We start from the raw sequence: 25,303 nt of genomic DNA, 5'->3' as shown, positions 1-25,303 counted from the left end.
ATCCCGTCGCTGTCAGCCCCCGTTCACCATGGTCATGACGAGGCTGCCCCACCCGCCGCCGATGCTCTAGCGGGCCGGGTCCCACCCCAACCCGTCGGCGGAGGCGACCAGTTGACCGGGGGCGGCCGGGGCGCCGGCGTCCAGCGGACCGCCGTAGAGTGCCTGCTCCTGGAGGTCGTTGCCGGTGCGGAAGGTGTCGCCGACGACCCGCGTGGACAGCAGCGGGTTCACGCGGTCGTCGGTGGTCGCCAGCCGCTCCACCGCGCCGTCCAGCTCGGCGGCCGCGGCGCCCCAGTGTTCCCCGAGGCCCTCCGGACGCAGCACGGCCGTGTCACCGGAGACCAGCCCGCCGGCCAGCTCGGCGAACGCGACGGCCTCGGCGCTCTGCACCTTCGTGACCTTCTTCGCCGACCAGAAGTACGACTCCTCGTTGCGCTCCATGTCGTAGAAGGCGATGAGGAACTCGTAGAACACCCCGTACTCACGCCGGTAGCGCGCCTCGAACTCGGCGAACCCGCGCTCCTCCGGCACGCTGCCGTCGAGCGCCGAGTTGACCGCGCGGGCCGCCAACAGGGCGCCGTACGTGGCCAGATGGACACCGGAGGACAGCACCGGGTCCACGAAGCAGGCCGCGTCGCCGACCAGCGCCATACCGGGCGTCCAGAAGAACTTCTTCCAGTACGACCAGTCCTTGCGCACCCGCACCTGGTCGTACGGCGGCTCGGTCGCGACCGGCACTCCGTCGAGCAGCTCGGCGACCTCGGGGCAGGCCCGGATCAGGTCCCGCCAGGCGGCGCGGGGGTCGCTCTGCACGGCGGGGTTGTGCTCGGGCGAGATCACGGCTCCGACGCTGGTCAGGTCGTCCCTGAGCGGGATGTACCAGAGCCAGCCGGCGTCGAAGGCCGCGCAGAAGATGTTGCCGCTGTTGGGCTCGGGGAGCCGGCGTCCGCCCGCGAAGTAGCCGAAGACGGCGAGGTTGCGGAAGAAGTCGGAGTAGACGCGCGTCCCGCCCACTCCGGAGTGCAGCCGGCTGGTGTTGCCGGAGGCGTCGATGACGTAACGGCCGTACACGGTACGGGCGTTACCGTCCGCGTCGGTGTACTCAACCCCGCGCACCCGCTCCTCGTCGGCGACCACCCGGCGCACCTGGCTGCCCTCGCGCACCTCGGCGCCCACCCGGGCCGCGTGGCGCAGCAGGATCTCGTCGAACCGGGAGCGCTCCACCTGGAACGCGGTGGCCGTGGGCTCGGGCAGCCGGGGCGTCATGGCGAAGGAGAACTGCCAGGGCTCGGGATCCCGGCCCCAGCGCATGGTGCCGCCGCGCTTGACGGTGAACCCGGCCTCCGCGACCTCGTCGGCGACACCGAGGATGCCGCACAGTCCGTGCACGGTGGCGGGCAGCAGCGACTCGCCGATCTGGTACCGCGGGAAGGTCTCCCGCTCCAGCAGCAGCACCCGGTGCCCGCGCAGCGCGACGGCGGCCGCGGCGGTCGATCCTGCGGGGCCGCCGCCGACGACGATCAGGTCGTACTCGGGGGTCATCGGGACTCCAGTTCTCGATCGGGCGTTTCGGCCGACAGGGGGCGCGGGGACCGTGTGGCGGCGGACTACTCGGTCAGCCAGGCGCGGATCGCCGCGGCCGTGGGCCCGGCGTCCTGGTGGACGACGGAGTAGTGGTCGCCGGGGACGTCGGCCGTGTCGTGAGGCAGCGGCCAGTACGGCAGCCAGTCCGCCTCGGGGTCGGCGCTGCGCATCTCGGCGGTGGGGCGGCCTCGGACCAGGAGGGTGGGCGTCGCCGGGTCGGGGGTGGGTGACGGCTCGGGGGCCTCCTTCGGCTCCCAGCCCTCCAGCACGCGCGCGTACCCGCCCCCGACGAGCAGCAGCGAGTCGTCGAACTCCGCCACCACCTCGTCCGGGAGCCCCGCCCCGGCGGCCATCAGCGCGAGCGCCCGCGCGTCGCCGCGCCGGAGCAGCCCCGCGTGGGAGTCGACCATGACGACACCGGCCGGGGGCGCCCCGTCCTCGGCCAGCAGGCGGGCCACCTCGTGCGCGATCACGCCGCCGGCGCAGTACCCGACGAGCACGACGGGACGACCGTCCCGGGCGATCTCCCGCACCGCGTCGGCGTGCGCCCGCGCCAGGGTCTCCATCGTGTCCGGTACGGCCCTGCGGGCGCCGAACCCGGGATGTTCCAGCAGGTACAGGTCCCGTTCGCCGTCGAACTGCCGGGCCAGTCCGGTGGGGACGCGGTGGAAGGGGGCGAGGTAGTCGGGGATGTACACCAGCGCCGTGGCACCGCCTGTGCCGCCACCCCGGGCCAGCCGGACCGGCGCGACGGTGTGCGCCGCGCTGTCGGCCGCGGTGAAGGTGGGCAGCGCGTACGAGGACAGGTAGCGCAGGGACATGGCCGCCAGCGGGCCCTGCTCGCGCAGGACGCGGTGGTAGAGGGTGGTGAACCGGTAGGCGGAGGAAGGGAGTTGATCCGTACGGTCGGCGTCCGGGGTGGACGCTGTCTCCTCCGGAAGCGCCCCCGCCTCCCGCAGGGCGCCGTACAGATGCGCCGTCAGCTCCGCCACCGTCGGGTGTTCGAGCACGACCGTGGGCGCGAGCCGCACCCGTGTGAACGCGCTGAGCCGGTTGCGGAACTGAAGAGCCGTCAGCGAGTCGAAGCCGAGCTGCCCGAACTCCCGGTCGTCCGGGAACGCGTCGGCGTCCGGGAAGCCGAGCACCGCGGCGAGTTCGGCCCGCAGCAACTGGGCGAGGAGGGGCTCTCGTTCGGCGGCGGGCGTGGCGGCGAGTCGCTTCCGCCAGGCGCCGGGGGCCTGGGGGGTCGGTGGGGTGTCGGGGGCCGGTGGGGTGACAAGGGCCGGTTGGGTGACAAGGGCCGGTTGGGTAACAGGTGCCAGCACCCGCGGCACCCGCGCCACCCCCGGCCCGCTCAGCGCCCCCGCCCGTCCGAACGGCACGGGCACCAGCACCGCCTCCGCCGTGCTCAGCGCGGAGTCCAGCAGCTCGATGCCCTCGCGTTCGTCGACCACGGGCACCCCGTCGTCCGCCAGGAGGCGCGGGGTGACCCGGCTCGCCATGCCGCCGTCGTCCGCGGTGGTCCAGGGGCCCCAGGCCAGGGACCGCGCGGGCAGCCCCCGGGCGACCCGGTGCCGGGCCAGCGCGTCCAGGAAGCCGTTGGCGGCCGCGTAGTTGGACTGTCCCGGCCGGCCCAGCACCCCGGAGGCGGAGGAGTACAGCACGAACGCGGACAGCTCCAGACCCTCGGTCGCCCGGTGCAGATGCCAGGCGGCGTCCGCCTTGGGCGCCAGTACCTCCGCCACGCGCTCGGGTGTCATCCCGTCCACGACACCGTCGGCCACCACTCCGGCCAGGTGGAACACGGCGGTCAACGGCGGCTCGCAGGACGCGACCAGCGCGTCGACGGCCGCACGGTCGCTCACATCGCAGGCCGACACCCTGACCTTGGCGGGCAGTTCGGCCACCCAGTCGGGGGTACGACCGCTGCGGCCGGCCAACAGCAGGTTACGGGCCCCGTGTTCGGCGACCAGATACCGGGCGAGGCTCGCGCCGAGGGCGCCGGTACCGCCGGTGATCAGCACCGTGCCGTCGGGGTCCAGGGCGGGCGGCTCGGTGTTCGGCGGCGGTGCGGGGGCCAGCCTGGGCATCAGCATCTCACCTTCGTGCAGGGCGAGTTGGGGCTCACCGGTGCGCAGGGCCGCTTGCCGGGCCGCGTCGAGAGCCGCCGGGGCGACGGTGGCGCCGCGCAGGTCGAGCTGCACGATCCGGCCGGGGTGCTCGGACTGGGCGCTGCGCACGAGTCCGGCCACCGCGGCCTCGGCCGGGTCCGGGTCGTCCCCGGTGGCGTTGTGGGTGAGCACCAGCAGCCGGCCCGGGCGGCTGTCGGCGACCCAGTCGCGCACCCGGGCGAGTGCGGCCGTGACGAGACTCCGGGTGCGGCCCGGCATGTCGGCGGCCGAGTCGTCCGACAGCCGTGCCACGTCGAGCAGTTCGTGCTCGGTTCCGGCCTGTCCTGACTCCGGCACCGGGCGCCAGGCCACCTTGTACAGCTCGGTGCGCCGGACCTTCATGACCCGGGTGACCAGGGACTCCACCGTGGCGAGCGGTTGCCCGTCCGTGCCGCTCAGCGTCACCCGGACCTCGTCGGGACCGAGCCGTTCGAGACGCGCCCGCGCGGCGGTGGCGCCGGTCGTGTGCACGGTCAGCCCGGTGCAGGCCAGCGGGACACGTGCCTCGCCCGGCCCCTCGGCCAGCAGCGCGGAGTGCAGGGCCGCGTCGAGGAGGGCGGGGTGCAGGGCGTACGAACCGGCGTCCGCGGCCTCGGCGGGCCGCAGCGCCAACTCGGCGTAGATCTCGGTGTCCCGCCGCCAGAGCCGGGTGACCGCGCGGAACGCGCTGCCGTAGTGGTGGCCGTACTCGGCGAGCCGGTCGTAGTCGACGCCGGTCTCCTCGGCACCGGCGGGCGGCCAGGGCTCGTCGGACGCGGTGACGCGGGCAAGGGGTACGGCTGGGCCAACCACCGCTCCCGCGTGGCGAGTCCACGTTCCAGACGCCCGCCCCCAGACGGAGACCTGGCGGTTTCCCTCCTGGTCCGGCGCGTCCGCGACCACCTGGATCGGCACCGCCTCCGCCGCGGGCAGCACCAGCGGCTCGTGGAAGGCCAGTTCGGCCAGCCGCACCGGGCCGCCCTCCCCCGTACGGAGGGCAAGCTCCGCGAAGACCGTCGCCGGCACCAGCACCCGGTCGCCGATCACATGGTCCGCGAGCCACGGCTGACGCGGGGTGGACAGCACACCGCTGTACCGGGTGCCGGGGCCGTCGGCGTCGGGCTGCGCGTCACCCACCAGGGGACGGCCGTCGACCTGGCGCGGAGGCTCCAGCCAGTAGCGCTGCCGCTGGAAGGGATACGTCGGCAACGGCCGCCGCCGGGCGCCGCTACCGGCGTACACGGCCCGCCAGTCCACCGGCACCCCGTGCACATGCAGTTCGGCGAGCGCCGCGGCCGGGTCGGCGCAGGACACGAACACCGCGCCGGAGTCCGGCTCGACGCACTCCTCGGCCGCCGTGCTGAGCGCCACCGAGGGCCCGGCCTCGACGTACGCCGTCACCCCCGCCCGCGCCAACCAGCCCACCGCGTCGGCGAATCGGACGGTCTCGCGGGCCTGCCGCACCCAGTACTCGGCGGTCCGGACGGCGTCCGGCTCCGGGCGGCCGGTGAGCGTCGACACCACCGGTACGGCGGGCCGGTGGTAGGTCACCGACTCGGCGACGGCCCGGAACTCCTCCAGCATCGGGTCGAGGCGCGGCGAGTGGAAGGCGTGGCTGACCCGCAACCGGGTGGCCCTGCGGCCGAGTCGGGCGGCCAGCGCGGTCACCGGTTCCTCGTCGCCGGAGAGCACCACGGACTCGGGCCCGTTGACCGCCGCGACGGCGACCCGCGCACCGGGTGTGTCGTCGAGGTGTTTCTGCACCTCGGCCAGGGGTGCCCGTACGGCGATCATCGCGCCGCCCGCGGGCAGTCGGGCCATGAGCCGGCCGCGCGCGGCGACCAGCCGGACCGCGTCGGCGCGGGAGAACACGCCAGCGAGGTGGGCGGCGGCCAGTTCGCCGATCGAGTGGCCGACCAGGAAGTCGGGGCGCACACCGCAGTCGGCGAGGAGGGCGTGCAGGGCGACCTCGTGGGCGAACAGGGCGGGTTGGGCGTAGTCGGTGCGGTCGAGGAGGTCGCTGTCGGGGTCGTCGATCACCTCGCGCAGCGGTCGGTCGAGCAACGGGGTGAAGGCGTCGCACAGTTCGGTGAGAACCGTGTCGAACACTGGGTGGGCGGCGGACAGTTCACGTCCCATTCCGGTGCGCTGGGCGCCCTGGCCCGCGCAGAGCAGCGCCACCTTGGGGAGGCCGCGTGCCGCGCCCCTGCGCAGTGCGGGGCTGTCGGCGCCCTCAGCCAACTCCCGCAGTCCGGCGAGGAGTCCGTCGGCGTCGGGGGCGAGGACGGCGGCCCTGCGGGGCAGTGCCGCCCTGGTGGTGGCGAGCGAGCAAGCGACGTCGAGTGCGGCCGTGTCGTCGTGCACGTCGGTCAGGGCCGCCGCCAACTCCCTTGCGTGGGCGCGGAGTCCGGCCTCGTCGCTGCCGCTGACGAGCCAGGCGGTGCTCCCGGCGGGCCGCACCGGGCCGGAGCGGACGTCCTCGGGCCGCTCCTCGGCCCGCTCCGGCTCCCCGGCCCGCTCCGGCTCCTCGATGATCACGTGTGCGTTGGTGCCGCCGATCCCGAACGAGGAGACCGCCGCCCGGCGCGGGCGCTCGCGCTCCGGCCAGGGCCGGGCCCGGTCCAGCAGCCGTACCGCCCCGTCGGACCAGTCGACGTGCGAGGACGGCTGCTCGGCGTACAGGGACCTGGGCAGTTCGCGGTGGCGCATGGCCTCGATCATCTTGATGACCCCGGCCACCCCGGCCGCGGCCTGCGTGTGCCCGAAGTTCGACTTCACCGAGCCGAGCCACACCGGGTCGCCGGGGTCGCGGTCCTGGCCGTAGGTGGCCAGCAGGGCGCCCGCCTCGATCGGGTCGCCGAGCGTGGTCCCCGTGCCGTGGCCCTCGACGACGTCGATGTCCCCCGTCCCGAGCCCGGCGTCGGCCAACGCCAGCCGGATCAGCTCCCGTTGGGCCTCGCCGTTGGGGGCGGTCAGCCCGTTGGAGGCGCCGTCCTGGTTGACGGCGGAGCCACGCAGCACGGCCAGTACCGGGTGGCCGTTGCGCCGGGCGTCGGACAGCTTCTCCAGCAGCACCAGGCCGACGCCCTCGGCCCACGCGGTGCCGTCCGCGCCGTCCGAGAAGGACCGGCAGCGGCCGTCGGGGGACAGCCCGCGCTGTCGGCTGAACACCACGAACGGCTTCGGACTGGCCAGCACGGTCACCCCGCCGGCCAGCGCGAGCGTGCACTCGCCGGACCGCAGCGCCGTGGCCGCGAGGTCCATCGCGACCAGCGAGGACGAACAGGCCGTGTCGACGGTGAGGGCGGGGCCGCGCAGCCCCAGCACATAGGAGATCCGCCCGGAGGCCACGCTGCCCGCCGAGCCGACGCCGATGTGCGACTCCAGCGCGTGCGCGGACGCCCCGGCGCCGTAACCGCCGTGCATCAGACCGACGTAGACCCCGGTCGCGCTGCCCCGCAGCGAGGGCGCGGGGATGCCGGCCCGCTCCAGCGTCTCCCAGGCGACCTCCAGGAGCAGCCGGTGCTGCGGGTCGGTGGCCGTGGCCTCGCGCGGCGAGATGCCGAAGAACAGCGGGTCGAAGTCGGCGGCGTCGGTGAGGAAGCCGCCGCGTCGGGTGTACGTCGTCCCGAGCCGCTCGGGGTCCGGGTCGTACAGGGCGTCGACGTCCCACCCTCGGTCGGCCGGGAACTCCCCGGTGGCGTCCACGCCTTCGGCCACCACCCGCCACAGGTCCTCCGGCGAGCGCACCCCGCCCGGGTAGCGGCAGCCGACGGCCACGATCGCGATCGGCTCGGCGTCGGCCCCTCTCCGCGCAACCGCCGTGACAGCGGGCGCGGGCGCACCGCCGTGCAGCCGCGCGTCCAGGTGGGCGGCGACCGCGGCCGGTGTCGGGTGGTCCCACACCAGGGTGGCCGGGAGCCGCAGCCCGGTACGGAGGCTGAGCCGGTGCCACAGGGTCATGGCCCCCATCGAGGTCAGCCCGAGGTCGGCGAAGGCGGTGTGGGGGTCGACGACCGACGGCCGGGCGACTACGGCGTCCCCACGGACACCTGCCACCCAGCCAACATCCGAAGCCCCACCAACCCCCGCACCCCCACCAATCGCCCCCGTCTCCGCGCACACCAACTCCGTGAGCACCGCGAGCCGTTCGCCCGGCGTCCGGTCCGCGAGTCCCGCGAGCGCCTCCTCGGCCGGGCGGGCCGCGAGCACCTCGCGCAGGACGGCTCGGCGTGGCTTGCCTGCGGCGGTGCGGGGGATGGCCGGGGTGAACAGGACGTCGTCGGGCACCTTGTGCGCGGAGAGCACCTCGGCGCAGGCCCGCAGCAGGGCGCCGGTGTCGAGGCCCCGCTCCTGAGGCACGACGAACGCGACCGGGACCTCGCCGAGCAGCGGATGCGGCCGCGCGACGACGGCCGCGTCGAGGATCCCGGGGAGGGCGCGCAGCACCTGTTCGACCTCGACGGGGTCGACGTTCTCGCCGCCGCGGACGATACGGTCGTTGGCGCGCCCGGTGACGGTGAGCGTCCCGTGCGCGCCGAACCGTCCCAGGTCACCGGTGCGGTACCAGCCGTCGGTGCCTGCCTCGCCCCCGTCGTGGTAGCCGAGCATGACACCGGGCCCGCGCACCCAGATCTCGCCCTCGGTGCCACCGGTCTCCTCCCCGGTGCCGGGGTCGACCAGCCGCACCTCCATACCGGGGAGCACCGCCCCGCTGCTTCCCCGCACCCGTGGCCCGGTGGGCGACTCCATCGCGATCTTGCCGCAGGTCTCGGTGCTGCCGTACCCGTCGAGCAGCGGTGCCCCGAGCCGCTCCTCGACCCGCTCCCGCAGCTCCGGCGCGCTCGGCGCCCCGGCGGTGACGCACAGCCGCAGCGAGGGCACCTCGCCGAGCCCGGTGTCGAGCAACTGCTGGTAGGTGAGCGGCACTCCGCCCAGTACGGTCGGCCGGAAACCGCCGATCAGCCGTACCAGCGCGGCCGGTTCGCGTGAGGCGGTGATCCGGGCGCTCGCGCCCGCGACGACGGTGCCGAGCACGCAGAGCGAGTGGGCGTAGGTGTGCGCGAGCGGCAGCGGCCACAGCAGCCGGTCGTCCGCGGAGAACCCCAGCCGGGGCACATAGCAGGCGACCGGCGACCAGAGCGCGGAGCGCTGGCTGGCCACGGCGGCCCGGGAGGTTCCCGAGGTGCCGGAGGTGTGGAGCAGCCAGGCGGGCTCGTCGAGGCCGAGGTCGTCAGGGGGCGCGGGGCGGGAACGGGGGCCTTCGTCGGCGACCAGATCGTCGAAGTGCGTGACGCCCTCCGGCACCGGCCCGTCCCCGGTCACCACGAGGCGCGGCGACCGGTCCCCCACCACGCTGGCGATCCGCGCCAACTGCCGCCGGTCGACGACCAGTACGTCCGGATCGCAGTCGGCGAGCAGCGCCGCCAGTTCGGCGTGGGTGCCCCGCGGACTGAGCGGTACCCCGATCGCGGCGGCCCGGACGGTGGCGAGGAGTCCCTCGACCAGTTCCACGCAGTTGTCGAGGCAGAACGCCACCCGGGCGCCCCGATCGACCCCGAGCCCGACCGCCAACCGCCGGGTCCGCAGCTCCAGTTCGGCCCAGCTCACCTCACGCCGGTCGTCGGCGAACGCGAGCTTGTGCCCGTACCGCTCGGCGTTCCCCACCAGCGACGCCACCACGGACCGGACCTCGGCCACTCCCCCGACGGACATCGGGCCTCCCTCTGGATCACCGAGTCCGCACCGTATCCCGCCCACGCGGGGGATGCCGCATCACAAATGCGGCGCGCGTGGCCGAAGTTGATCGGTCGGTCCCGGAGATCCACAGGGCCCCGGACGACCGGCACCGCGTCCGGCGCGGCGCGGCCGTCCGACGGTCCGGCCCTTGTGCCGGCCCTCAGCCCTCGCCCGGCGTCAGCCCTCGTCCGGCGTCAGCCGCAGCGAGATGCTGTTGATGCAGTACCGCTGATCGGTTGGGGTCGCATACCCCTCACCCTCGAACACGTGTCCGAGGTGCGATCCGCAGCGGGCGCACCGCACCTCGGTCCGCACCATGCCGTGGCTGCGGTCCGCGATCAGTTCGACCGCGTCGGTGTCCTTCGGGTCGTAGAAGGAGGGCCAGCCGCAGTGCGACTCGAACTTCGTGGTAGAGGTGAAGAGTTCGGCACCGCAGGCGCGACAGGAGTAGACGCCCTTGGTCTTGGTGTCGGTGTACTCACCGGTGAACGCGGGTTCGGTCCCGGCCTGCCGCAGGACGGCGTACTCGGCCGGGTTCAGCTCCGCGCGCCACTCCTCGTCCGGCTTCTCGACGTCGTACGCCATGCAGCTCAGCCCCTCACTTCTCGAGACGGTCCAGAATGCGCGGGCCGAGGTCGGTGACATCGCCCGCGCCCATGGTGAGAACGAGATCACCGGGCTTCGCCATTCCCGCGACCGCCGACGGCACGTCCGCCATGTCGTGGACCGGCGTCACGTCCGCGCCCGCGGCCCGCGCCGCCTCGATGATCAGCTCGCTCGTCACCCCGGGGATCGGGTCCTCGCGGGCCGGGTAGATGTCCAGGACCACCGAGGCGTCGGCCAGCGCGAGCGCGTCGCCCATCTCCTTGCCGAGCTCCTGCGTCCGCGAGAACAGATGGGGCTGGAAGACGACCAGGATGCGGGCGTCACCGGCGGCGGCGCGCATGGCCTCCAGGTCCGCCGTCATCTCGGTGGGGTGGTGGGCGTAGGAGTCGATGACCTGCACCCCGGCGGCCTCGCCCTTGAGCTGGAGGCGCCGCTTGACGCCGGTGTAGGCGGCCAGCGCCGGGGCCAGCTCGGTGGCGGGGATGCCGAGGGCCGCGCCCGCGGCCAGCGCGGCGACCGCATTGTGCGCGTAGTGGCGGCCGGGGACGGAGACGGCGAAGGTGAGCCGCGCGCCGTCGAGGACCACGGTGACCTCGCTCCTCAGGCCCTGCGGCACGACCGACAGCACCCGCACGTCGGCGTCCTCGGCGTCGCCGTACGTCACCACGCGCACCCCGCTCGCGGCGACCCGCCGGGTCAGCTCCCGGGCGCCCTCGTGGTCCGCGTTGATCACCAGCGTGCCGCCCTCGGCGACCCGGCCGACGAAGGTCTCGAAGGACTCGTAGATCTCCTCCATCGACGCGTAGTTGGCGTGGTGGTCGAGCTCGACGTTGAGGACGATCGCGACCTCGGGGGCGTACTTGTGGAAGCTGCGGTCCGATTCGTCGGCCTCGGCGACGAAGATCTCGCCGTCGCCGTGCAGGGCGTTCGAGCCGGGGGCGTCGAGGTCGCCGCCGATCGCGTACGACGGGTTCAGGCCCAGCTCGGACAGGGAGACCGCCAGCATCGAGGTGGTGGTGGTCTTGCCGTGCGTTCCCGCGACCGCGATCGGGCGCAGGCCGTCCATCAGGGAGGCGAGGGCGTCCGAGCGGTGCACGACCGGGATGCCCAGCTCGGCCGCGCGGGCCAGCTCGGGGTTGTCGGCCCGGATCGCCGAGGAGACGACCACGCAGGTGGCGTCGGACGCCAGGTGCTCCGCCGCGTGCCCGATGTGCACGGTCGCCCCGAGCCCGCGCAGCGCCTCGGCGGTCGCGGACTCCTTGGCGTCGCTGCCCGCCACCTTGGCCCCGCGCTGCGCGAGGATCTTCGCGATCCCGGACATCCCGGCCCCGCCGATCCCGATGAAGTGCGGTCGGTCCATGGCGGTAGGAAGGCCGGGTGCCATGCGTGTGTCTCCCCAAAGTGGTGCGGTACGGATGCGGGGCCAGCCTATGCCTTGCTGTGCGAGAACAGCTTCAGCACCGGGACGCCCACCTTGTGCCGGGCCCGGGACGCCCAGTCGCGGTGGAAGAACTCCTCCACGTAGTGGGGATCCGTCAGGACGATCACCTCGTCCGCGCCGATCTCCTCGACGAGGGACTTCAGGGAGTCCAGCGGATGGTCCTCGATCAACCGCCCCCCGGCCTCGCTGCCGGCCGCTCTCAGAGCCCGCAGGGAGACCTCCAGGGCCTGCTCCCCGACCCCCTTCGCGGCCTCGCCCTCGGGCGTCTCCCGCTCCCGTACGGCCTCGTCCAGCTCGCCGAGGGCCACGTCGTCGATGGCCCGCAGCAGGCGGTCCGCCTGATCCCCCCGCGGCTGGAGCAGCACATGGAACGCGACCGGCTCGTCCCCGTGCAAGGTGGTGACGAACTCCACGTCGGCGGACGTCAGGGCCTTCTCGATCATCAAAACGCTTGTGAACACCAGGCGTCCCCTTCTCTGCGCTCTGCGGAAACCATCCTGCCCCGTGATCGCACGGGTACTGCCGGATTCAGTGTGCCCGCCGGAAGCCAAACGGAACGACAGATTCCGGCGATGTCGGCGTCAGCGGTACCGATCGAACCCGTATCCGGGCGGTCACGGCCTGCGGTACCTGCCGAAGAGGAATCCGTCCTCCTCCAGCAGGGAGTCCAGTACGAACCGCACCGGGACCGGGACCGACGGCCCCCCGGCGATCCGCTGCGCGTCCCCCGCCGTGAGCATCGGCGACAGGGTCAGACACAGTTCGTCGAGCACCCCGGCGGCCACGAACTGCCCGAGCAGCCGGGGACCGCCCTCGGTCAGCAACCGCGTGTACCCGATCCCGGCGAGCGCACGCACGGCCCGCGCGGGGTCCACGCCGACGCCGTCCCCGGCGATCACCACCCGCGCGCCCGCCTTCTCGGCGGCGGAGATCCGGTCCGGGGCCGCCGCGGCACCGGTGAGGATCAGCGTGGGCACCTGCGGCGAGGTGTACAGCGGCAGCGAGAAGTCCAGGTCCAGACTGGCGCTGATCACCGCGACCGCCGGCGCCGGGCCCTGCCCGGCCGCCTCCCGCGCCTCCGCGAACTCCGCACGCGCGCGTGCGGGCCGGTACCCCTCCTGGCGTACCGTTTCCGCACCGACGACGACCACGTCCGCCAGCGCCCTCAGCGTCCCGAAGATCCGCATGTCGGTGGCGGTGGAGATGGGCTGCGAACGGCCGTCGTGCTGGGCGGCGCCGTCCATGGTGGACACCATGTTGGCCCGCAGCCAGACCTCGGGGGCACCGGGGGCGGTCCCGGGCCCCAGTTCCGGGTAGGCGTAGGCCGCGGCCAGCTCGGCGAGGCTCCATTCACGGCCGGCACCCTCTCCTGGCTCCCCCGGCTCTCCCGGGCTCCGGATCGCTGTCTGGTCGGTCACAGGGAACAGGCGTCGCATGTCGTGCAGTGTGGCACGGCCCTTAGCATGGTGAACCGTGTCTACTTCCCCCGCCGCGTCCGGGTTCGGCCCGATAGCCGACACCGCCCCGCTGTCCCTGTGCGACCGTGAGCCGCACGTCCCCGCGGACCGGCTGGTCGCCGAGATGGTGCCGCCGCCGCGGTTCGACTCGGTGCGCTTCGACACCTACCTCCCGGACCCGAACCAGCCCAGCCAGACCGAGGCCGTCCAGGTCCTCGCGGGCTTCGCGGCGGGCCTGTCCGGCGCCCACGCGGTGGGCGGCGGCAAGCGCGGCTTCCTCGGCTTCGGCAAGGCCCGCGGGAGGGCCAAGGCCCCGGCCGGCCCCCGCGGTGTCTACCTCGACGGCGGCTACGGCGTCGGCAAGACCCATCTGCTGGCCTCCCTCTGGCACGCCACCCCGGCCGAGCCCTCGCTCAAGGCCTTCGGCACCTTCGTCGAGCTGACCAACCTGGTCGGCGCGCTCGGCTTCCAGAAGACGGTCCAGACGCTCTCCGGGCACCGGCTGCTGTGCATCGACGAGTTCGAGCTGGACGACCCGGGCGACACCGTCCTGGTCTCCACCCTGCTGGGCAAGCTGGTCGACGCGGGCGTGGCGCTCGCCGCCACCTCCAACACCCTGCCGGGCAAGCTCGGCGAGGGCCGGTTCGCGGCCGTCGACTTCCTGCGCGAGATCCAGGGCCTCGCGGCGCACTTCCGCCCGCTGCGCATCGACGGCGAGGACTACCGCCACCGCGGGCTGCCCGAGGCACCGGCGCCGTTCGCGGACGAGGAGGTCACCAAGGCGGCGTACGCGACCGAGGGGGCCTCGCTGGACGACTTCCCGAGCCTCCTCGATCACCTCGCCAGGGTCCACCCGAGCCGGTACGGCGCGCTGACGGACGGCCTCAAGGCGGTGTGCCTCACCGACGTCCAGCCGGTGCCCGACCAGTCGACGGCGCTCAGGCTCGTGGTGCTCGCGGACCGGCTCTACGACCGCGAGGTGCCGGTGCTGGCCTCCGGGCTGCCCTTCGACCGGCTGTTCAGCGAGGAGATGCTGAACGGCGGTTACCGCAAGAAGTACTTCCGGGCGATATCCCGGCTCACCGCGCTCGCCCGCGACGCCAAGGGTCTCGTCGCCTAATCACGTCGAAACATCGCACGTCAAGGGCCAGTTCGCGTCAACTACCCTGCACGCTTCAGCCTCTCTTCAGCTGGAAACGTTAAGTTAACCCAGCAAACAACTTTGCCGGGCTAAGGTGTTTCTTGACCAGCCATTGACCAAGCGTTGGTCTGGACTAGAAGTGCGAACTACCGAAGGGGGGAGCTGTGTTCCGAGGTGCGACGGTACGAACCGTGATCGCGGTCGTCGCCGCCCTCCTGCTCTCCCTCCAGTTCTTCGCGCCGACCGAGTGCTTCGCATCCGCGCATACAGGCCGTCAAGTTGAGGCCAAAGCCCTTGCCGGATTCGCGCTCTCCGGCAAGGCGCTGCGTGCCGAAGCCACCTCGAAGCGTCACTGCAACCCGGCCGGAGACCCGACCGGTCCGCTGCGCGCCCGGGACCGGCACCGCGCCGTCGACTTCGCCCCCGAGGGGCCCGAACGCCCCCAGCTGGTCCAGGAGTCGGCGACCGCACCCGGGAACCAGCCCGTACCCGGCGGTTTCCCGCTGTCGAGACCCTCGACAGCCCACGCTCCGGCGGCACTTCAGGTCTTCCGCTGCTGACGGCGGAGCAGTCCCCCCACCTCATCTGAACCACTGTCATGTAAGCCGACGCGCCCTTCGGCGCGCCTGGTAAGCCCGACGCGCCCCCACGGCGCGCCAGGAGGAGTCACCACATGCAGCCCCTCATCGACAACGCCCGTACGTTCGGACAGCGCCCTGAGGAGTTCGCCAAGCTGGCCCAAGGCCAGTCCCCCCAGGTTCTGTTCATCACCTGCTCGGACTCCAGGGTCGTCCCGGCCCTGATCACGGGCGCCCGTCCCGGCGAGCTCTTCGAGCTGCGCACCGCGGGCAACATCGTTCCCCCCTACGCCTCCGAGCACCCCACCAGCGAGGCGGCCACCATCGAGTACGCCGTGGAGGTGCTGGGCGTCCGCGACATCGTGGTCTGCGGACACTCGCACTGCGGAGCCGTCGGCGCCCTCGTGCGCGGCGACGACCTGGACGCCGTACCGGCCGTCCGGGACTGGCTCAACCACGCCACCCCGCGCCCGGCCGGCGCGACCGAGGACCCCGAGGTCGCCGAGGGCGTGCAGAGCCACGTCCTGGCCCAGGTCCTGCGCCTGCGGTCGTACCCCTTCATCGACAAGAAGATCGCGGAGGACCAACTGACCCTGCACGCCTGGTACTACGAGGTGCACACGGGCGCGGTGCGCGTCCACCGCACCGAGACCGACGCGTTCGAGGGCCTGTGATCGGGATGCTGACCAAATACCCTCACCTGCGGCAGGACTTCGCCGCCTCCCTGGTCGTGTTCCTGGTCGCGCTCCCGCTCTGCGTGGGCGTGGCCGTGGCCTCCGGTGTCCCGGCCGAACTCGGCCTGGTCACCGGCATCGTCGGCGGACTGGTCACCGGATTCCTGCGGGGCAGCAGCCTCCAGGTCTCCGGGCCGGCCGCCGGTCTGACCGTCCTCGTCTTCGAGGCGGTCCATGAGTTCGGGCTGCCCGCGCTCGGCGTGATCGTGCTGTCCGCCGGGCTGATCCAGCTCGCCATGGGCGCCCTGAAGCTGGGGCGCTGGTTCCGGGCGATATCCGTCTCCGTCGTCGAGGGCATGCTGGCCGGCATCGGCCTCGTGCTCATCGCCGGCCAGCTGTACTCCGCGGCCGGCCTGAAGGCGCCCACCACGGGCATCGACAAGATCCTGGGGCTGCCCGGCGCCGCCGTGGACGCGCTCGGCAACACCACCGCGCTCACCTCGCTCGCCGTCGGCGCGGGCACCGTCGCGGTCCTCGTGCTGTGGAAGAAGCTGCCCAAGAAGGCGCAGACCGTGCCCGGCGCGCTCGCCGCGGTCCTGCTCGCCACCCTGGTCACCCAGGTCTTCGGCCTGTCGATCGCCACCGTCGAGGTGAACGGCCTGCTGGACTCGATCCAGCCGCCCGGCACCGAGGCGTTCGGCGAGCTGGCCAACCCGGCGATCTTCGGCACCATCCTCGCGTTCACCCTGATCGCCTCCGCCGAGAGCCTGTTCAGCGCCGCCGCGGTGGACCGGCTGCACGACGGTCCGCGCACCGAGTACGACAAGGAACTGATGGCCCAGGGCGCGGGCAACGCGGTGTGCGGCGCGCTCGGCGCCCTGCCGATGACCGCGGTCATCGTGCGCAGCTCCGCCAACGTCCAGGCGGGCGCGAAGACCAAGGCGTCCCGGGTCCTGCACGGCGTGTGGCTGCTGCTGTTCGCCGCCCTGCTGCCCTCGACGCTGGCGCTGATCCCGCTGCCCGCGCTCGCCGGCATCCTGGTCCACGCGGGCTTCAAGCTGATCCCCTTCCGCGGGATCGTGTCGCTGTGGCGCGGCCACCGCGGCGAGGCGCTGATCCTGGTGGTCACGGCCGTCTCGATCGTCGCGGTGAACATGTTCGAGGGCGTGCTGATCGGTCTGGCGCTGTCCGTCGCCAAGACCGCCTGGGAGGCCTCGCACCTCAAGCTTGAGGTCATAGACAAGGGCGCGGGCCCCGTCCAGGCGTACCTGTCGGGCAACGCGACCTTCCTGCGGCTGCCGAAGATCCTCGACAGCCTGGAGGCGCTGCCCCAGGACCGTCCCGTGGAGCTGGACCTCTCCGGTCTGCACCACCTGGACCACGCCTGCCGTACGGCGCTGGAGAACTGGGCCGAGCGGCACAGCTCGGTCGGCACCGAGCCGGTCCGGGTCACCGAGCCGGACCCGGTGCGGGCTACCGCCCCGTAGCCCGCACCGCCCGGTCCGGGGCCGATCGTGGCCCCGGACCGGGCACCGGGCATATCGTTGCAGGAGCAGACATAAGGGGCCTCTACGAGGAGGTCGTCATGCTCCCAGAGCTGTTGACGGCGGCCGCGGTGACCGGTTCCGCGGGGATCGTGTATCTCGCGGCGGCGGCCCGGGTCGTCAAGCAGTACGAGCGCGGGGTCGTCTTCCGTCTCGGGCGTCTCGTGGGCCAGGTGCGCGAGCCGGGATTCACACTGGTCGTGCCGTTCGTGGACCGGCTGCACAAGGTGAACCTCCAGATCGTCACGATGCCGGTGCCGGCCCAGGAGGGCATCACCCGGGACAACGTGACGGTGCGGGTGGACGCGGTCGTCTACTTCCGGGTCGTCGACGCGGCGAACGCCCTCGTCAAGGTCGAGGACTACAAGTTCGCCGTCTCGCAGATGGCCCAGACCTCGCTCCGGTCGATCATCGGCAAGAGCGAGCTGGACGACCTGCTGTCCAGCCGCGAGAAGCTCAACGAAGGCCTGGAGCTGATGATCGACAGCCCGGCCGTCGGCTGGGGCGTGCAGGTCGACCGGGTCGAGATCAAGGACGTCTCGCTGCCGGACGCCATGAAGCGCTCGATGGCCCGCCAGGCCGAGGCCGACCGTGAGCGGCGGGCCCGGATCATCAACGCGGACGCCGAGCTCCAGGCGTCCAAGAAGCTCGCCGAGGCCGCCAAGGAGATGTCCGAGCAGCCCGCCGCGCTCCAGCTCAGACTGCTCCAGACGGTCGTCGCGGTGGCCGCCGAGAAGAACTCCACACTCGTCCTGCCGTTCCCGGTGGAGCTGCTGCGGTTCCTGGAGCGGGCGCAGGAGCATCCGACCGGGCAGTGACGGAAGGGGACACGCTACGCGCGTGGTTCCCGCAGCCCGACCCAGGTGATAGACACAGCGACGTCACAGTCCTGTCCGCCAGCAGGAAGGTTGCTTCGCCATGTCCGCAACACGACGTCAGGTCCTGGCCCGCTCCGGGGCCCTGGGCATGGGCATCGCCTTCACCGGTGCCCTCTCCGAACTCTTCGCCGGCACCGCCGCGGCCCAGCCCCTCGGCCACACCGGCTACGGCCCCCTCGTCCCCGACCCCAAGGGTCTGCTGGACCTCCCCAAGGGCTTCCGCCACAAGGTCCTCTCCCGCGAGGGCGACCAGCTCCGCTCCGGCGAGGGCAAGGTCCCCTCCCACCACGACGGCATGACGGCCCTGCCCGGCAGACACGGCCGCGTCCACCTCGTCCGCAACCACGAGAACCGCGTCGACGCGAAGATCCCCGTCCCGACAGTCGCGGGCCTCACCTACGACCCGGCGGGCAAGGGCGGCTGTACGGCCCTCACGCTCGACTCCCGCAACAACGTGCTGTCGGAGCGGGTCGCCATCGCCGGTACGGCCGTCAACTGCGCGGGTGGGCCCACGCCTTGGGGCACCTGGCTGACCTGCGAGGAGACCGAGGACAGGGCCGGCACCAACGGCTACACCAAGGACCACGGCTTCATCTTCGAGGTCGACCCGGCCGACCCGCACCGCTCCGGGGCCGTACCGCTGACCGCGATGGGCCGCTTCCAGCACGAGGCCATCGCGATCGACCCGAGGCGCGGGATCGTCTACGAGACCGAGGACGCCTTCCTCAAGCCCTTCGGCCTCTTCTACCGCTTCCTGCCCAACAAGCCGGAGGGCGGCCTCGGTTCGCTGCGCGCGGGTGGCCGGCTCCAGGCGATGCGGGTGCCCGGCGTACCCGACCTGTCGGTGGTCCAGGAGACCGGGGCCTGCTTCGAGGGCGTCGAGTGGGTCGACGTACCGGACCCGCTGGCCACCGAAACCCCCATCCGGCTCCAGGACTTCGGCCCGAAGGGCATCACGCACGCCCAGAAGCTGGAGGGCTGCTACTGGGGCGGGAAGTCCGTCTACTTCGTGTCGTCCTTCGCGCACAGCGCCGAGGGTTCGGCCGCCGACCACTTCGGGCAGATCTGGCGCTACGACCCCTCGGCGCGCCGGCTCACCCTGGTGATCGTGTTCGGCCCGGACACCGACGTCCAGCTGCCCGGCGAGTCCCCGGACAACATCTGCCTCGCCCCGAGCGGCGGCCTGATGGTGTGCGAGGACGGCAACGGCGCCCAGCACGTCTTCGGCGTCACCCGGCACGGCGAGGTCTACGCGATGGCCCGCGGCCGGCAGAACATCGGGACGCCCGAGGCACCGGAGTGGGGCGAGTTCGCCGGCGTCACCTTCTCCCCCGACGGACGGACGATGTACGTCAACTGCTACACGCCCGGGACGACGTTCGCAGTGACGGGCCCCTGGCGCGGGTAGTCGCGCCTCCGGCACGGCTGGCGTGCTCCGGTCCCCCGGCGCAGGATCGAGGGACCGGACCCGGACCTGAAGGGGTGCCCCATGGCCGAGAAGGGCTCGAAGTCCCGCGCCGGGACCGACCTGCGCGAGCTGCTGCGCGTGCCGGGCGGCAAGCCGGTGGACCTGGCCGCGTACGACGCCCGGGAGACCCCGGCCGGTCCGGGCGGCAAACGGGCCGGTGAAACCGCGACGGCCGCTCTGGGCACCCCGCTCGCCGACCTCCAGGAACGTCTGTGGGCGGCGAGCACCGCGGGTGACCGGCGCCGGGTCCTGCTGGTGCTCCAGGGCATGGACACCAGCGGCAAGGGCGGCACGGTCAAGCACGTCATCGGCCTGTTCAACCCGTCCGGCTGCCGTATCCACGCCTTCAAGGCCCCCACCCCCGAGGAACTGGAGCACCCCTTCCTCTGGCGTGTCAGGAAGGTCCTGCCGGAAGCCGGTGAGCTGGGCATCTTCGACCGGTCGCACTACGAGGACGTCCTCATCGCCCGCGTCCGCGCGCTTGCCCCGCCCGCCGAGATCGAGCGCCGCTACGACGAGATCAACGCCTTCGAGAAGTCCCTCGCCGACGACGGCGTCACCGTGGTCAAGTGCTTCCTGCACCTCTCGTACGACGCCCAGCGCGACCGGCTGCTCAAGCGCCTGGACCGCCCGGACAAGCACTGGAAGTTCAACGTCTCGGACATCGACGAGCGTGCCCTGTGGCCCGCCTACCAGCAGGCGTACGAGATCGCCCTGGAGCGCTGCTCGACCCCGCACGCCCCCTGGTACCTGGTCCCCGCCGACCACAAGTGGTACCGCAACTGGGCGGTCAGCCGGCTGCTCCTGGAGCACCTGGCGGAGCTGGACCCGCGGTATCCGGAGGCGGACTTCGACGTGGCGGAGGCCCGCAGGCGGCTGCTGGAACAGTGAGCCCTGCCACGGCTCCCGCTTCGACACGCGACACGGCCGTTGGAGCGGCGGGACATCTGAGCGGGTGACGCCACGGCCGGGATGACGGGTGAATGAGGCGGTTCATCCTACTTTCGTACGGTGATCACTCTGGTACGACGAGTCGCCGCCGCCTGTGTCCTCGGTGCCGCCCTCACGGCCTGCGCCGCCACCCCCGAGACCCCGCCCCGGGTGGCCCGCCCGGCCCCCTCCGCGAGTGTCGCGCCGCCCACGCTGGCCCCCGGCCCCGGTGGCGTGACCCCCGTCTTCAAGAACGGCTCCCGCGCTCACGGCAAGACGGTGGCGTTCACCTTCGACGCCGACATGACCGCGGATCAGGGGGCGCGGGCGGCGGGCGGGGAGCACTTCGACAATCCCGAGCTGATCTCGGCGCTGCGGGAGCTGAAGGTGCCGGCCACGGTGTTCATGACCGGGCGGTGGGCCGAGGAGTATCCGGGGCAGGCGCGGTCCATCGGACGGGATCCGCTGTTCGAGGTCGCCAACCACTCGTACAGCCACTACGCCTTCACCGACGACTGCTACGGCCTGCCGACGGTGTCCCGCGACCGGATGCGGGCGGATGTGGAGCGGGCGTACGCGGCGTTCCGGGCGGCGGGGGTGCGGGACGCGATGCCGTACTTCCGGTTTCCCGGCGGGTGCTACGACCGGCGGGCGCTGAAGGAGCTGACGCCGGCCGGGGTGACGGCGGTCCAGTGGGACGTGGTGAGCGGGGACGCGTTCGCGACGGACGCGGAGGCGGTGGCCCGGCAGGTACTGGAGGGGGTGCGGCCGGGGTCGGTGGTGGTCATGCACTGCACGCGCAGTGCCGCGCCGACGACGGAGCGGGTGGTGCGGGAGGTGGTGCCGGTGCTGCGGCGGGAGGGGTTCCGGTTCGTGAAGGTGTCCGAGCTGATCGGGGCTTGAGACCGTAAGGGCGGCTCCGGTCCGTCGTGGTTTCACCGCGCCTCTAGGCTGGGTCGACGTGAGCCATGATTCTTCGTCCTCCGGTGACAGTCCCTTTCGTACCGAGCCCACTCCCCGCGACGAGGCACCGCAGTTCGTGCTGCCGCTGGTCGTGCGGATCGAGAAGGCCGCGCCGCCCGCTCGTACCGATGCCCTGGAGACCGCCGCCCGGGCCGTGCTCGTGATGCTCGCCGACGCGCGGTCGACCGGGGACGGGGAGTGGGCCGAGGCCGTGCGGGACTGGCAGGACGCCCGGATCCGCAAGGTGGTGCGGCGGGCCCGGGGAGCCGAGTGGCGGCGGGCCGAGGCGCTGGACGGGATCACCGTGACGGGGAAGTCGGCGGAGGTGCGGGTGTTCCCGCCGGTGCCGCTCGACGGGTGGCCCAAGGAACTGGCCAAGCTCCAGGTGTCCGGCACGGATCTCGACGACCCCGAGCCGCCGGTCGGGGCGGACCCGGCGGCACCGGTGCTGTGGCTCAACCCGGACCTCGGCATGTCGGCGGGCAAGGCGATGGCCCAGGCCGGTCACGGCGCCCAGCTGGCCTGGTGGGAGCTGTCGGACGAGGAGCGCGGCGCCTGGCGTGACGCCGGGTTCCCGCTCGCGGTGCGGACCGCGGAGCCCGGCCGCTGGAGCGAACTCACCACCAGCGGGCTGCCGTTGGTCCGCGACGCCGGTTTCACGGAGATCGCACCCGGTTCCAGCACGGTCGTGGCGGACCATCCGGCACTGCGCCGGCCCCGCGCCTGAGCTGAGCCGGCGCCCCGGACCCGAACCTCAAATGTTGCTCTGAACGTCTCCCCGGCACGGTTCGGGACCGGTCCCGGGGGCCATACCTCCGTCACACCGAGCAGGTGGTGACCGGCGTCGACGCGGGAGAGGCCGAGGAGGGGACGGGGCATGGAGCGACTGGGAACGGGCATCGGATGGCGGCCGGAGATCGCGGACGCCGTGGAGAACATGCCGGGCATCGACTGGGTCGAGGCCGTGGCCGAGAACGTCTGCCCGGGGCATCTCCCCGAGTCGCTGCGGCGGCTGCGCGAGCGCGGAGTGACCGTGGTGCCGCACGGTGTCTCACTGGGCCTGGGCGGCGCGGACCGGCCCGACGCCGGGCGGCTGACGGCGCTGGCCGAGCGGGCGCGGGTGCTGGGGGCGCCGCTGGTCACCGAGCACATCGCGTTCGTGAGGGCGGGCGGCCCGCTCACCGCCTCCCCGGGCCTGGAGGCCGGACATCTGCTGCCCGTCCCGCGCACCCGGGACGCCCTCGCCGTGCTGTGCGAGAACGTCCGTATCGCGCAGGACGCGCTGCCGGTGCCGCTCGCCGTGGAGAACATCGCCGCGCTGATCTCCTGGCCCGGCGAGGAGATGACCGAGGGGCAGTTCCTGTACGACCTCGCCGACCGGACCGGCGTACGGCTGCTGATCGACGTGGCCAACCTGCACACCAACCACGTCAACCGGGGTGAGGACCCGGCCGCCGCGCTCGCCGAGCTTCCGCTGGAGGCCCTCGCGTACGTCCATGTCGCGGGCGGGTTCGAGCGGGACGGTGTGTGGCACGACAGCCACGCCCACCCGGTCCCGCGCCCGGTCCTCGACATCCTCACCGACCTCGCGTCTCGGGTCACGCCTCCTGGGGTGCTGCTGGAGCGCGACGAGAACTTTCCGGAACCGGCCGAGCTGGAGCGGGAGTTGGGGGCCGTCCGGGAGGCGGTGGCGAAGGGGGGCGCGGGGGTCGGCGGGAAGCCGGAGAGCGGCACAAGGCCGAACATCGGCTCGCCTGGCCCGAACGCGGGCTCCGACCCGGGCGACTCCGGGGCGACCGGCCCCGCCCGGCAGCGCCTCGCCCTCGCCGAGACCGCCCTGCTGTCCGCGCTGGTCGCCGGGACACCCGTGCCGGAGGGGTTCGACCGGGCGCGGATGGGCGTGCAGGCGCGGGCGCTCGCGGGCAAGCGGGCGGACGTCGTGGCCAAGGTCGCGCCGGAGCTGCCGGTGATCCTCGGGGCGGGCTACCGGCCGGCCTTCCTGGCGTACGCCCACGGGTGTCCGATGACGGGCGGGTACCGGCGGGACGCGCTGGACTTCGCCGAACGCCTGCTGCTGAGCGACCAGTCGGCGGACCCGGCGACGCTGCGGGAGCTGCGGGAGTGGTGGCTGGAGCGGTCGGGTCCGGCGCCGCGGTCGCGGAAGCCGGGGGTCCGGCTGGCCCGGGTCGCGCGGAGGATGTCGTTGCGGGGCTGAGCAGTTGGGGTGCGGGCGCGGCCGGTCCCCGCCCGGCGGGCGCCGGGGACGGTCGCGCGGACCCGGCAGTAATATGTCAGTCCCGCACCTGAGACCCCCTAGCGTGCGGTGCCGCAACAGGAGGCACCATGCGATCGCGACCGCCCGTCAAGGGACGAGGCGTCTTCACCGGCACCGGCATCATCATCGCCGGACTGGCGGCAACCCTCGTGGCGTTGCTCATCCCGATGTGGTCGTACGCCGACCGTTCCGGCACCGGCTTCAGCGTGCTCAAGGCGGGGACCGTGACGACGCCGTACGGCCCGCTCTCCGCGCTGGACCGGGACTTCGTCACCAAGGTGCGGCTGGCCGGGCTGTGGGAACTGCCCGCGGGCCAACAGGCGGAGCTGAAGGGCACGACCCAGGCGGTGCGGACCGCGGGGCAGCACCTCGTGGAGGGGCACACCTTCCTGGACGCACGGGTGCGCGACGTCGCGGCGAAGCTGGGGCTCGCCCTGCCCAACGAGCCGAACGACCAGCAGAAGCAGTGGCTCGCCACCCTGAACCAGGCCCAGGGCGTCGACTACGACCGCCAGTTCGCCAACATCCTGCGCCTCGCGCACGGCCGGGTGTTCTCGGTGGTCGCCCAGGTCCGCGCGAGCACCCAGAACTCCCTGGTGCGCGCCCTGGCCGACGACGCCAACACGACCGTGCTGGACCACATCAAGATCCTGGAGGCCACGGGGTACGTCGACTTCGGCGCCCTGGCCCAGGAGCTGGCCGGCGACAGCGCCCCGCCGCTCGTCAACTCCCCCGCCCCGCCCGGTCCGACGACCGACCCGGGTCAGGTCGTGCCGCTCACTCCGTCGCCGTACTCGACCGCCTTCTCGCTGCCGCCGGCCGCGACCGGCCCGCCGTCGACCCCGGTCCCCGCCGCGTCGTAGGCCACTTCCGGACAAGCGGAACGTCACACACCGACAACACTCCGTCCGGATCGTGAACAGCCCATGGCGCCTTCGGGAGCCTTTGGCATAGAAACGCGGCATGTTCTGGGTTCTTCTTCTGCTGCTGGCCTGGGCCGCCGCCGGCACCGCGTGTACGCGGCTGTGCCTGGCCGCCGTACACGCGGCGGCCGCGGACGCGGATGCCCGGGGACACGATCTGACGCTGTACGAGGCCGCGTTCCTGTCCGGCGGGCCGAGGCGGGTCGCCGATCTGACGCTGGTCTCGATGGCCCGGCAGAGACGACTGCTGCTGGCCCACACCGGCTGGGCCACCGTCGTCGATCCGCGGGGGCGGGACGAGATGGAGCGCACGGTCATCGGGGCCATCGGGCCCGAGGGGCAGTCCCGGATCGCGCCGGTGCGTGCCGACGCGGCCTCGGCGGACGCGGTGCGCAGTCTCGCCGACCGGCTCGTGGACGCCGGTCTCGCCGTGCCCGACGGCGCCCGGACCGGCATCGCGGCCGCGGTGCGCCGGGTGCAACTGGCCGCGCTGGCCGTCCTGGCGCTCGGCGCGACCGCGCTGCTGGTGCCCGCCCCTTCGGAGATGCCGCGCCAGCTGGTCGCCCTCTGGTTCGCGCTGCCGCTCGCCCTCAGCCTGAGCTGCCTCGCCATCGCGCGCGTCGAGATCCACCCCTACTCGCGCTGGGCCTCACCGGCTGGTCAGCGGCTGCTCGGCGCCCTGACCCGGCACACCGGCGGCACCGACGAGCGGACGTATCTCACCTCCGTCGCGGTGCGCGGCATCAGCGCGGTCGGCGAGCCCGACCTGCGCGCCGCCTTCGCGCACCGCGGGCAGCAGTACGAGGTGTGGCGCGAGGCGCGGCACGACGAGCGGCGTGACGGACACGGCGAGGAGCACCGCGGGCCGCACCGGCGGGACTGAGCACGCCGGGGGCGTACGGAGGCATTGGGGCCGACACCCGCGGGGCGGTGCTTGCCTTCGCCGACACTC

General features: G+C 73.2%; 18 protein-coding genes. 12 read left to right on the top strand and 6 right to left on the bottom strand.

Annotation, left to right across the window (positions count from 1 at the left end; translation table 11 throughout):
• Positions 1–66 precede the first annotated feature (66 nt).
• The 6 genes from G3I78_RS01720 to G3I78_RS01695 form a co-directional block, all read right to left on the bottom strand.
• On the bottom strand, positions 67–1,542 hold the full coding sequence (locus G3I78_RS01720) for a tryptophan 7-halogenase (protein ID WP_164420907.1): 1,476 nt from the start codon (positions 1,540–1,542) through the stop codon (positions 67–69).
• Positions 1,543–1,607: 65 nt separating this feature from the next.
• Complete coding sequence (locus G3I78_RS01715; RefSeq protein ID WP_164420906.1) at positions 1,608–9,449, bottom strand: type I polyketide synthase; 7,842 nt, start codon at positions 9,447–9,449, stop codon at positions 1,608–1,610.
• Between the two features lie 201 nt (positions 9,450–9,650).
• Positions 9,651–10,058, bottom strand: coding sequence for a peptide-methionine (R)-S-oxide reductase MsrB (msrB, locus tag G3I78_RS01710; protein WP_164420905.1), 408 nt, complete (start codon positions 10,056–10,058; stop codon positions 9,651–9,653).
• A gap of 13 nt (positions 10,059–10,071) precedes the next feature.
• Entirely contained in the window at positions 10,072–11,463 is a 1,392-nt protein-coding gene (gene murC, locus G3I78_RS01705) for a UDP-N-acetylmuramate--L-alanine ligase (RefSeq protein ID WP_164420904.1), read from the bottom strand.
• Positions 11,464–11,507: 44 nt separating this feature from the next.
• Entirely contained in the window at positions 11,508–11,981 is a 474-nt protein-coding gene (locus G3I78_RS01700; RefSeq protein ID WP_343243625.1) for an indole-3-glycerol phosphate synthase, read from the bottom strand.
• A gap of 153 nt (positions 11,982–12,134) precedes the next feature.
• Positions 12,135–12,956 (bottom strand): pyrimidine reductase family protein, encoded by an 822-nt coding sequence (locus tag G3I78_RS01695; RefSeq protein WP_164420903.1) that lies wholly within the window; start codon positions 12,954–12,956, stop codon positions 12,135–12,137.
• A 37-nt stretch (positions 12,957–12,993) separates the two neighbouring features.
• Between G3I78_RS01695 and zapE the strand changes: the two genes are divergently transcribed.
• The 12 genes from zapE to G3I78_RS01635 all read left to right on the top strand — a co-directional run bounded on the left by zapE (position 12,994) and on the right by G3I78_RS01635 (position 25,234).
• Positions 12,994–14,097 carry a cell division protein ZapE gene (gene zapE, locus G3I78_RS01690; protein ID WP_164420902.1) on the top strand — a complete coding sequence of 368 codons (1,104 nt, stop codon included), beginning with the start codon at positions 12,994–12,996 and terminating at the stop codon, positions 14,095–14,097.
• Between the two features lie 212 nt (positions 14,098–14,309).
• Entirely contained in the window at positions 14,310–14,678 is a 369-nt protein-coding gene (locus tag G3I78_RS01685; RefSeq protein ID WP_343243624.1) for a hypothetical protein, read from the top strand.
• 113 nt (positions 14,679–14,791) lie between these two features.
• The gene (locus G3I78_RS01680) at positions 14,792–15,370 is read left to right on the top strand and encodes a carbonic anhydrase (RefSeq protein WP_164420900.1); all 579 of its coding nucleotides are present in this window, start codon (positions 14,792–14,794) and stop codon (positions 15,368–15,370) included.
• Positions 15,371–15,375: 5 nt separating this feature from the next.
• Complete coding sequence (locus G3I78_RS01675; protein ID WP_164420899.1) at positions 15,376–16,857, top strand: SulP family inorganic anion transporter; 1,482 nt, start codon at positions 15,376–15,378, stop codon at positions 16,855–16,857.
• Between the two features lie 98 nt (positions 16,858–16,955).
• Complete coding sequence (locus G3I78_RS01670; protein ID WP_164420898.1) at positions 16,956–17,732, top strand: slipin family protein; 777 nt, start codon at positions 16,956–16,958, stop codon at positions 17,730–17,732.
• Positions 17,733–17,832: 100 nt separating this feature from the next.
• Positions 17,833–19,200, top strand: coding sequence for a PhoX family protein (locus tag G3I78_RS01665; RefSeq protein WP_164420897.1), 1,368 nt, complete (start codon positions 17,833–17,835; stop codon positions 19,198–19,200).
• A gap of 81 nt (positions 19,201–19,281) precedes the next feature.
• Positions 19,282–20,151, top strand: a complete 870-nt coding sequence (locus G3I78_RS01660) for a polyphosphate kinase 2 family protein (protein WP_164420896.1) — start codon at positions 19,282–19,284, stop codon at positions 20,149–20,151.
• A 120-nt stretch (positions 20,152–20,271) separates the two neighbouring features.
• Positions 20,272–21,093 (top strand): polysaccharide deacetylase family protein, encoded by an 822-nt coding sequence (locus G3I78_RS01655; RefSeq protein WP_164420895.1) that lies wholly within the window; start codon positions 20,272–20,274, stop codon positions 21,091–21,093.
• A gap of 58 nt (positions 21,094–21,151) precedes the next feature.
• Positions 21,152–21,880 carry an aminoacyl-tRNA hydrolase gene (locus G3I78_RS01650; RefSeq protein WP_164420894.1) on the top strand — a complete coding sequence of 243 codons (729 nt, stop codon included), beginning with the start codon at positions 21,152–21,154 and terminating at the stop codon, positions 21,878–21,880.
• 150 nt (positions 21,881–22,030) lie between these two features.
• Complete coding sequence (locus tag G3I78_RS01645) at positions 22,031–23,368, top strand: DUF692 domain-containing protein (RefSeq protein ID WP_164420893.1); 1,338 nt, start codon at positions 22,031–22,033, stop codon at positions 23,366–23,368.
• 128 nt (positions 23,369–23,496) lie between these two features.
• The gene (locus G3I78_RS01640; RefSeq protein ID WP_164420892.1) at positions 23,497–24,291 is read left to right on the top strand and encodes a DUF4142 domain-containing protein; all 795 of its coding nucleotides are present in this window, start codon (positions 23,497–23,499) and stop codon (positions 24,289–24,291) included.
• A gap of 100 nt (positions 24,292–24,391) precedes the next feature.
• Positions 24,392–25,234 (top strand): TIGR04222 domain-containing membrane protein, encoded by an 843-nt coding sequence (locus G3I78_RS01635; protein WP_164420891.1) that lies wholly within the window; start codon positions 24,392–24,394, stop codon positions 25,232–25,234.
• Positions 25,235–25,303: the final 69 nt, after the last annotated feature.

Origin of the sequence: Streptomyces sp. SID13726, assembly GCF_010548375.1 — a bacterium.
GTDB lineage: Bacteria > Actinomycetota > Actinomycetes > Streptomycetales > Streptomycetaceae > Streptomyces.
This window is presented reverse-complemented; position numbering and strand designations above follow the sequence as displayed.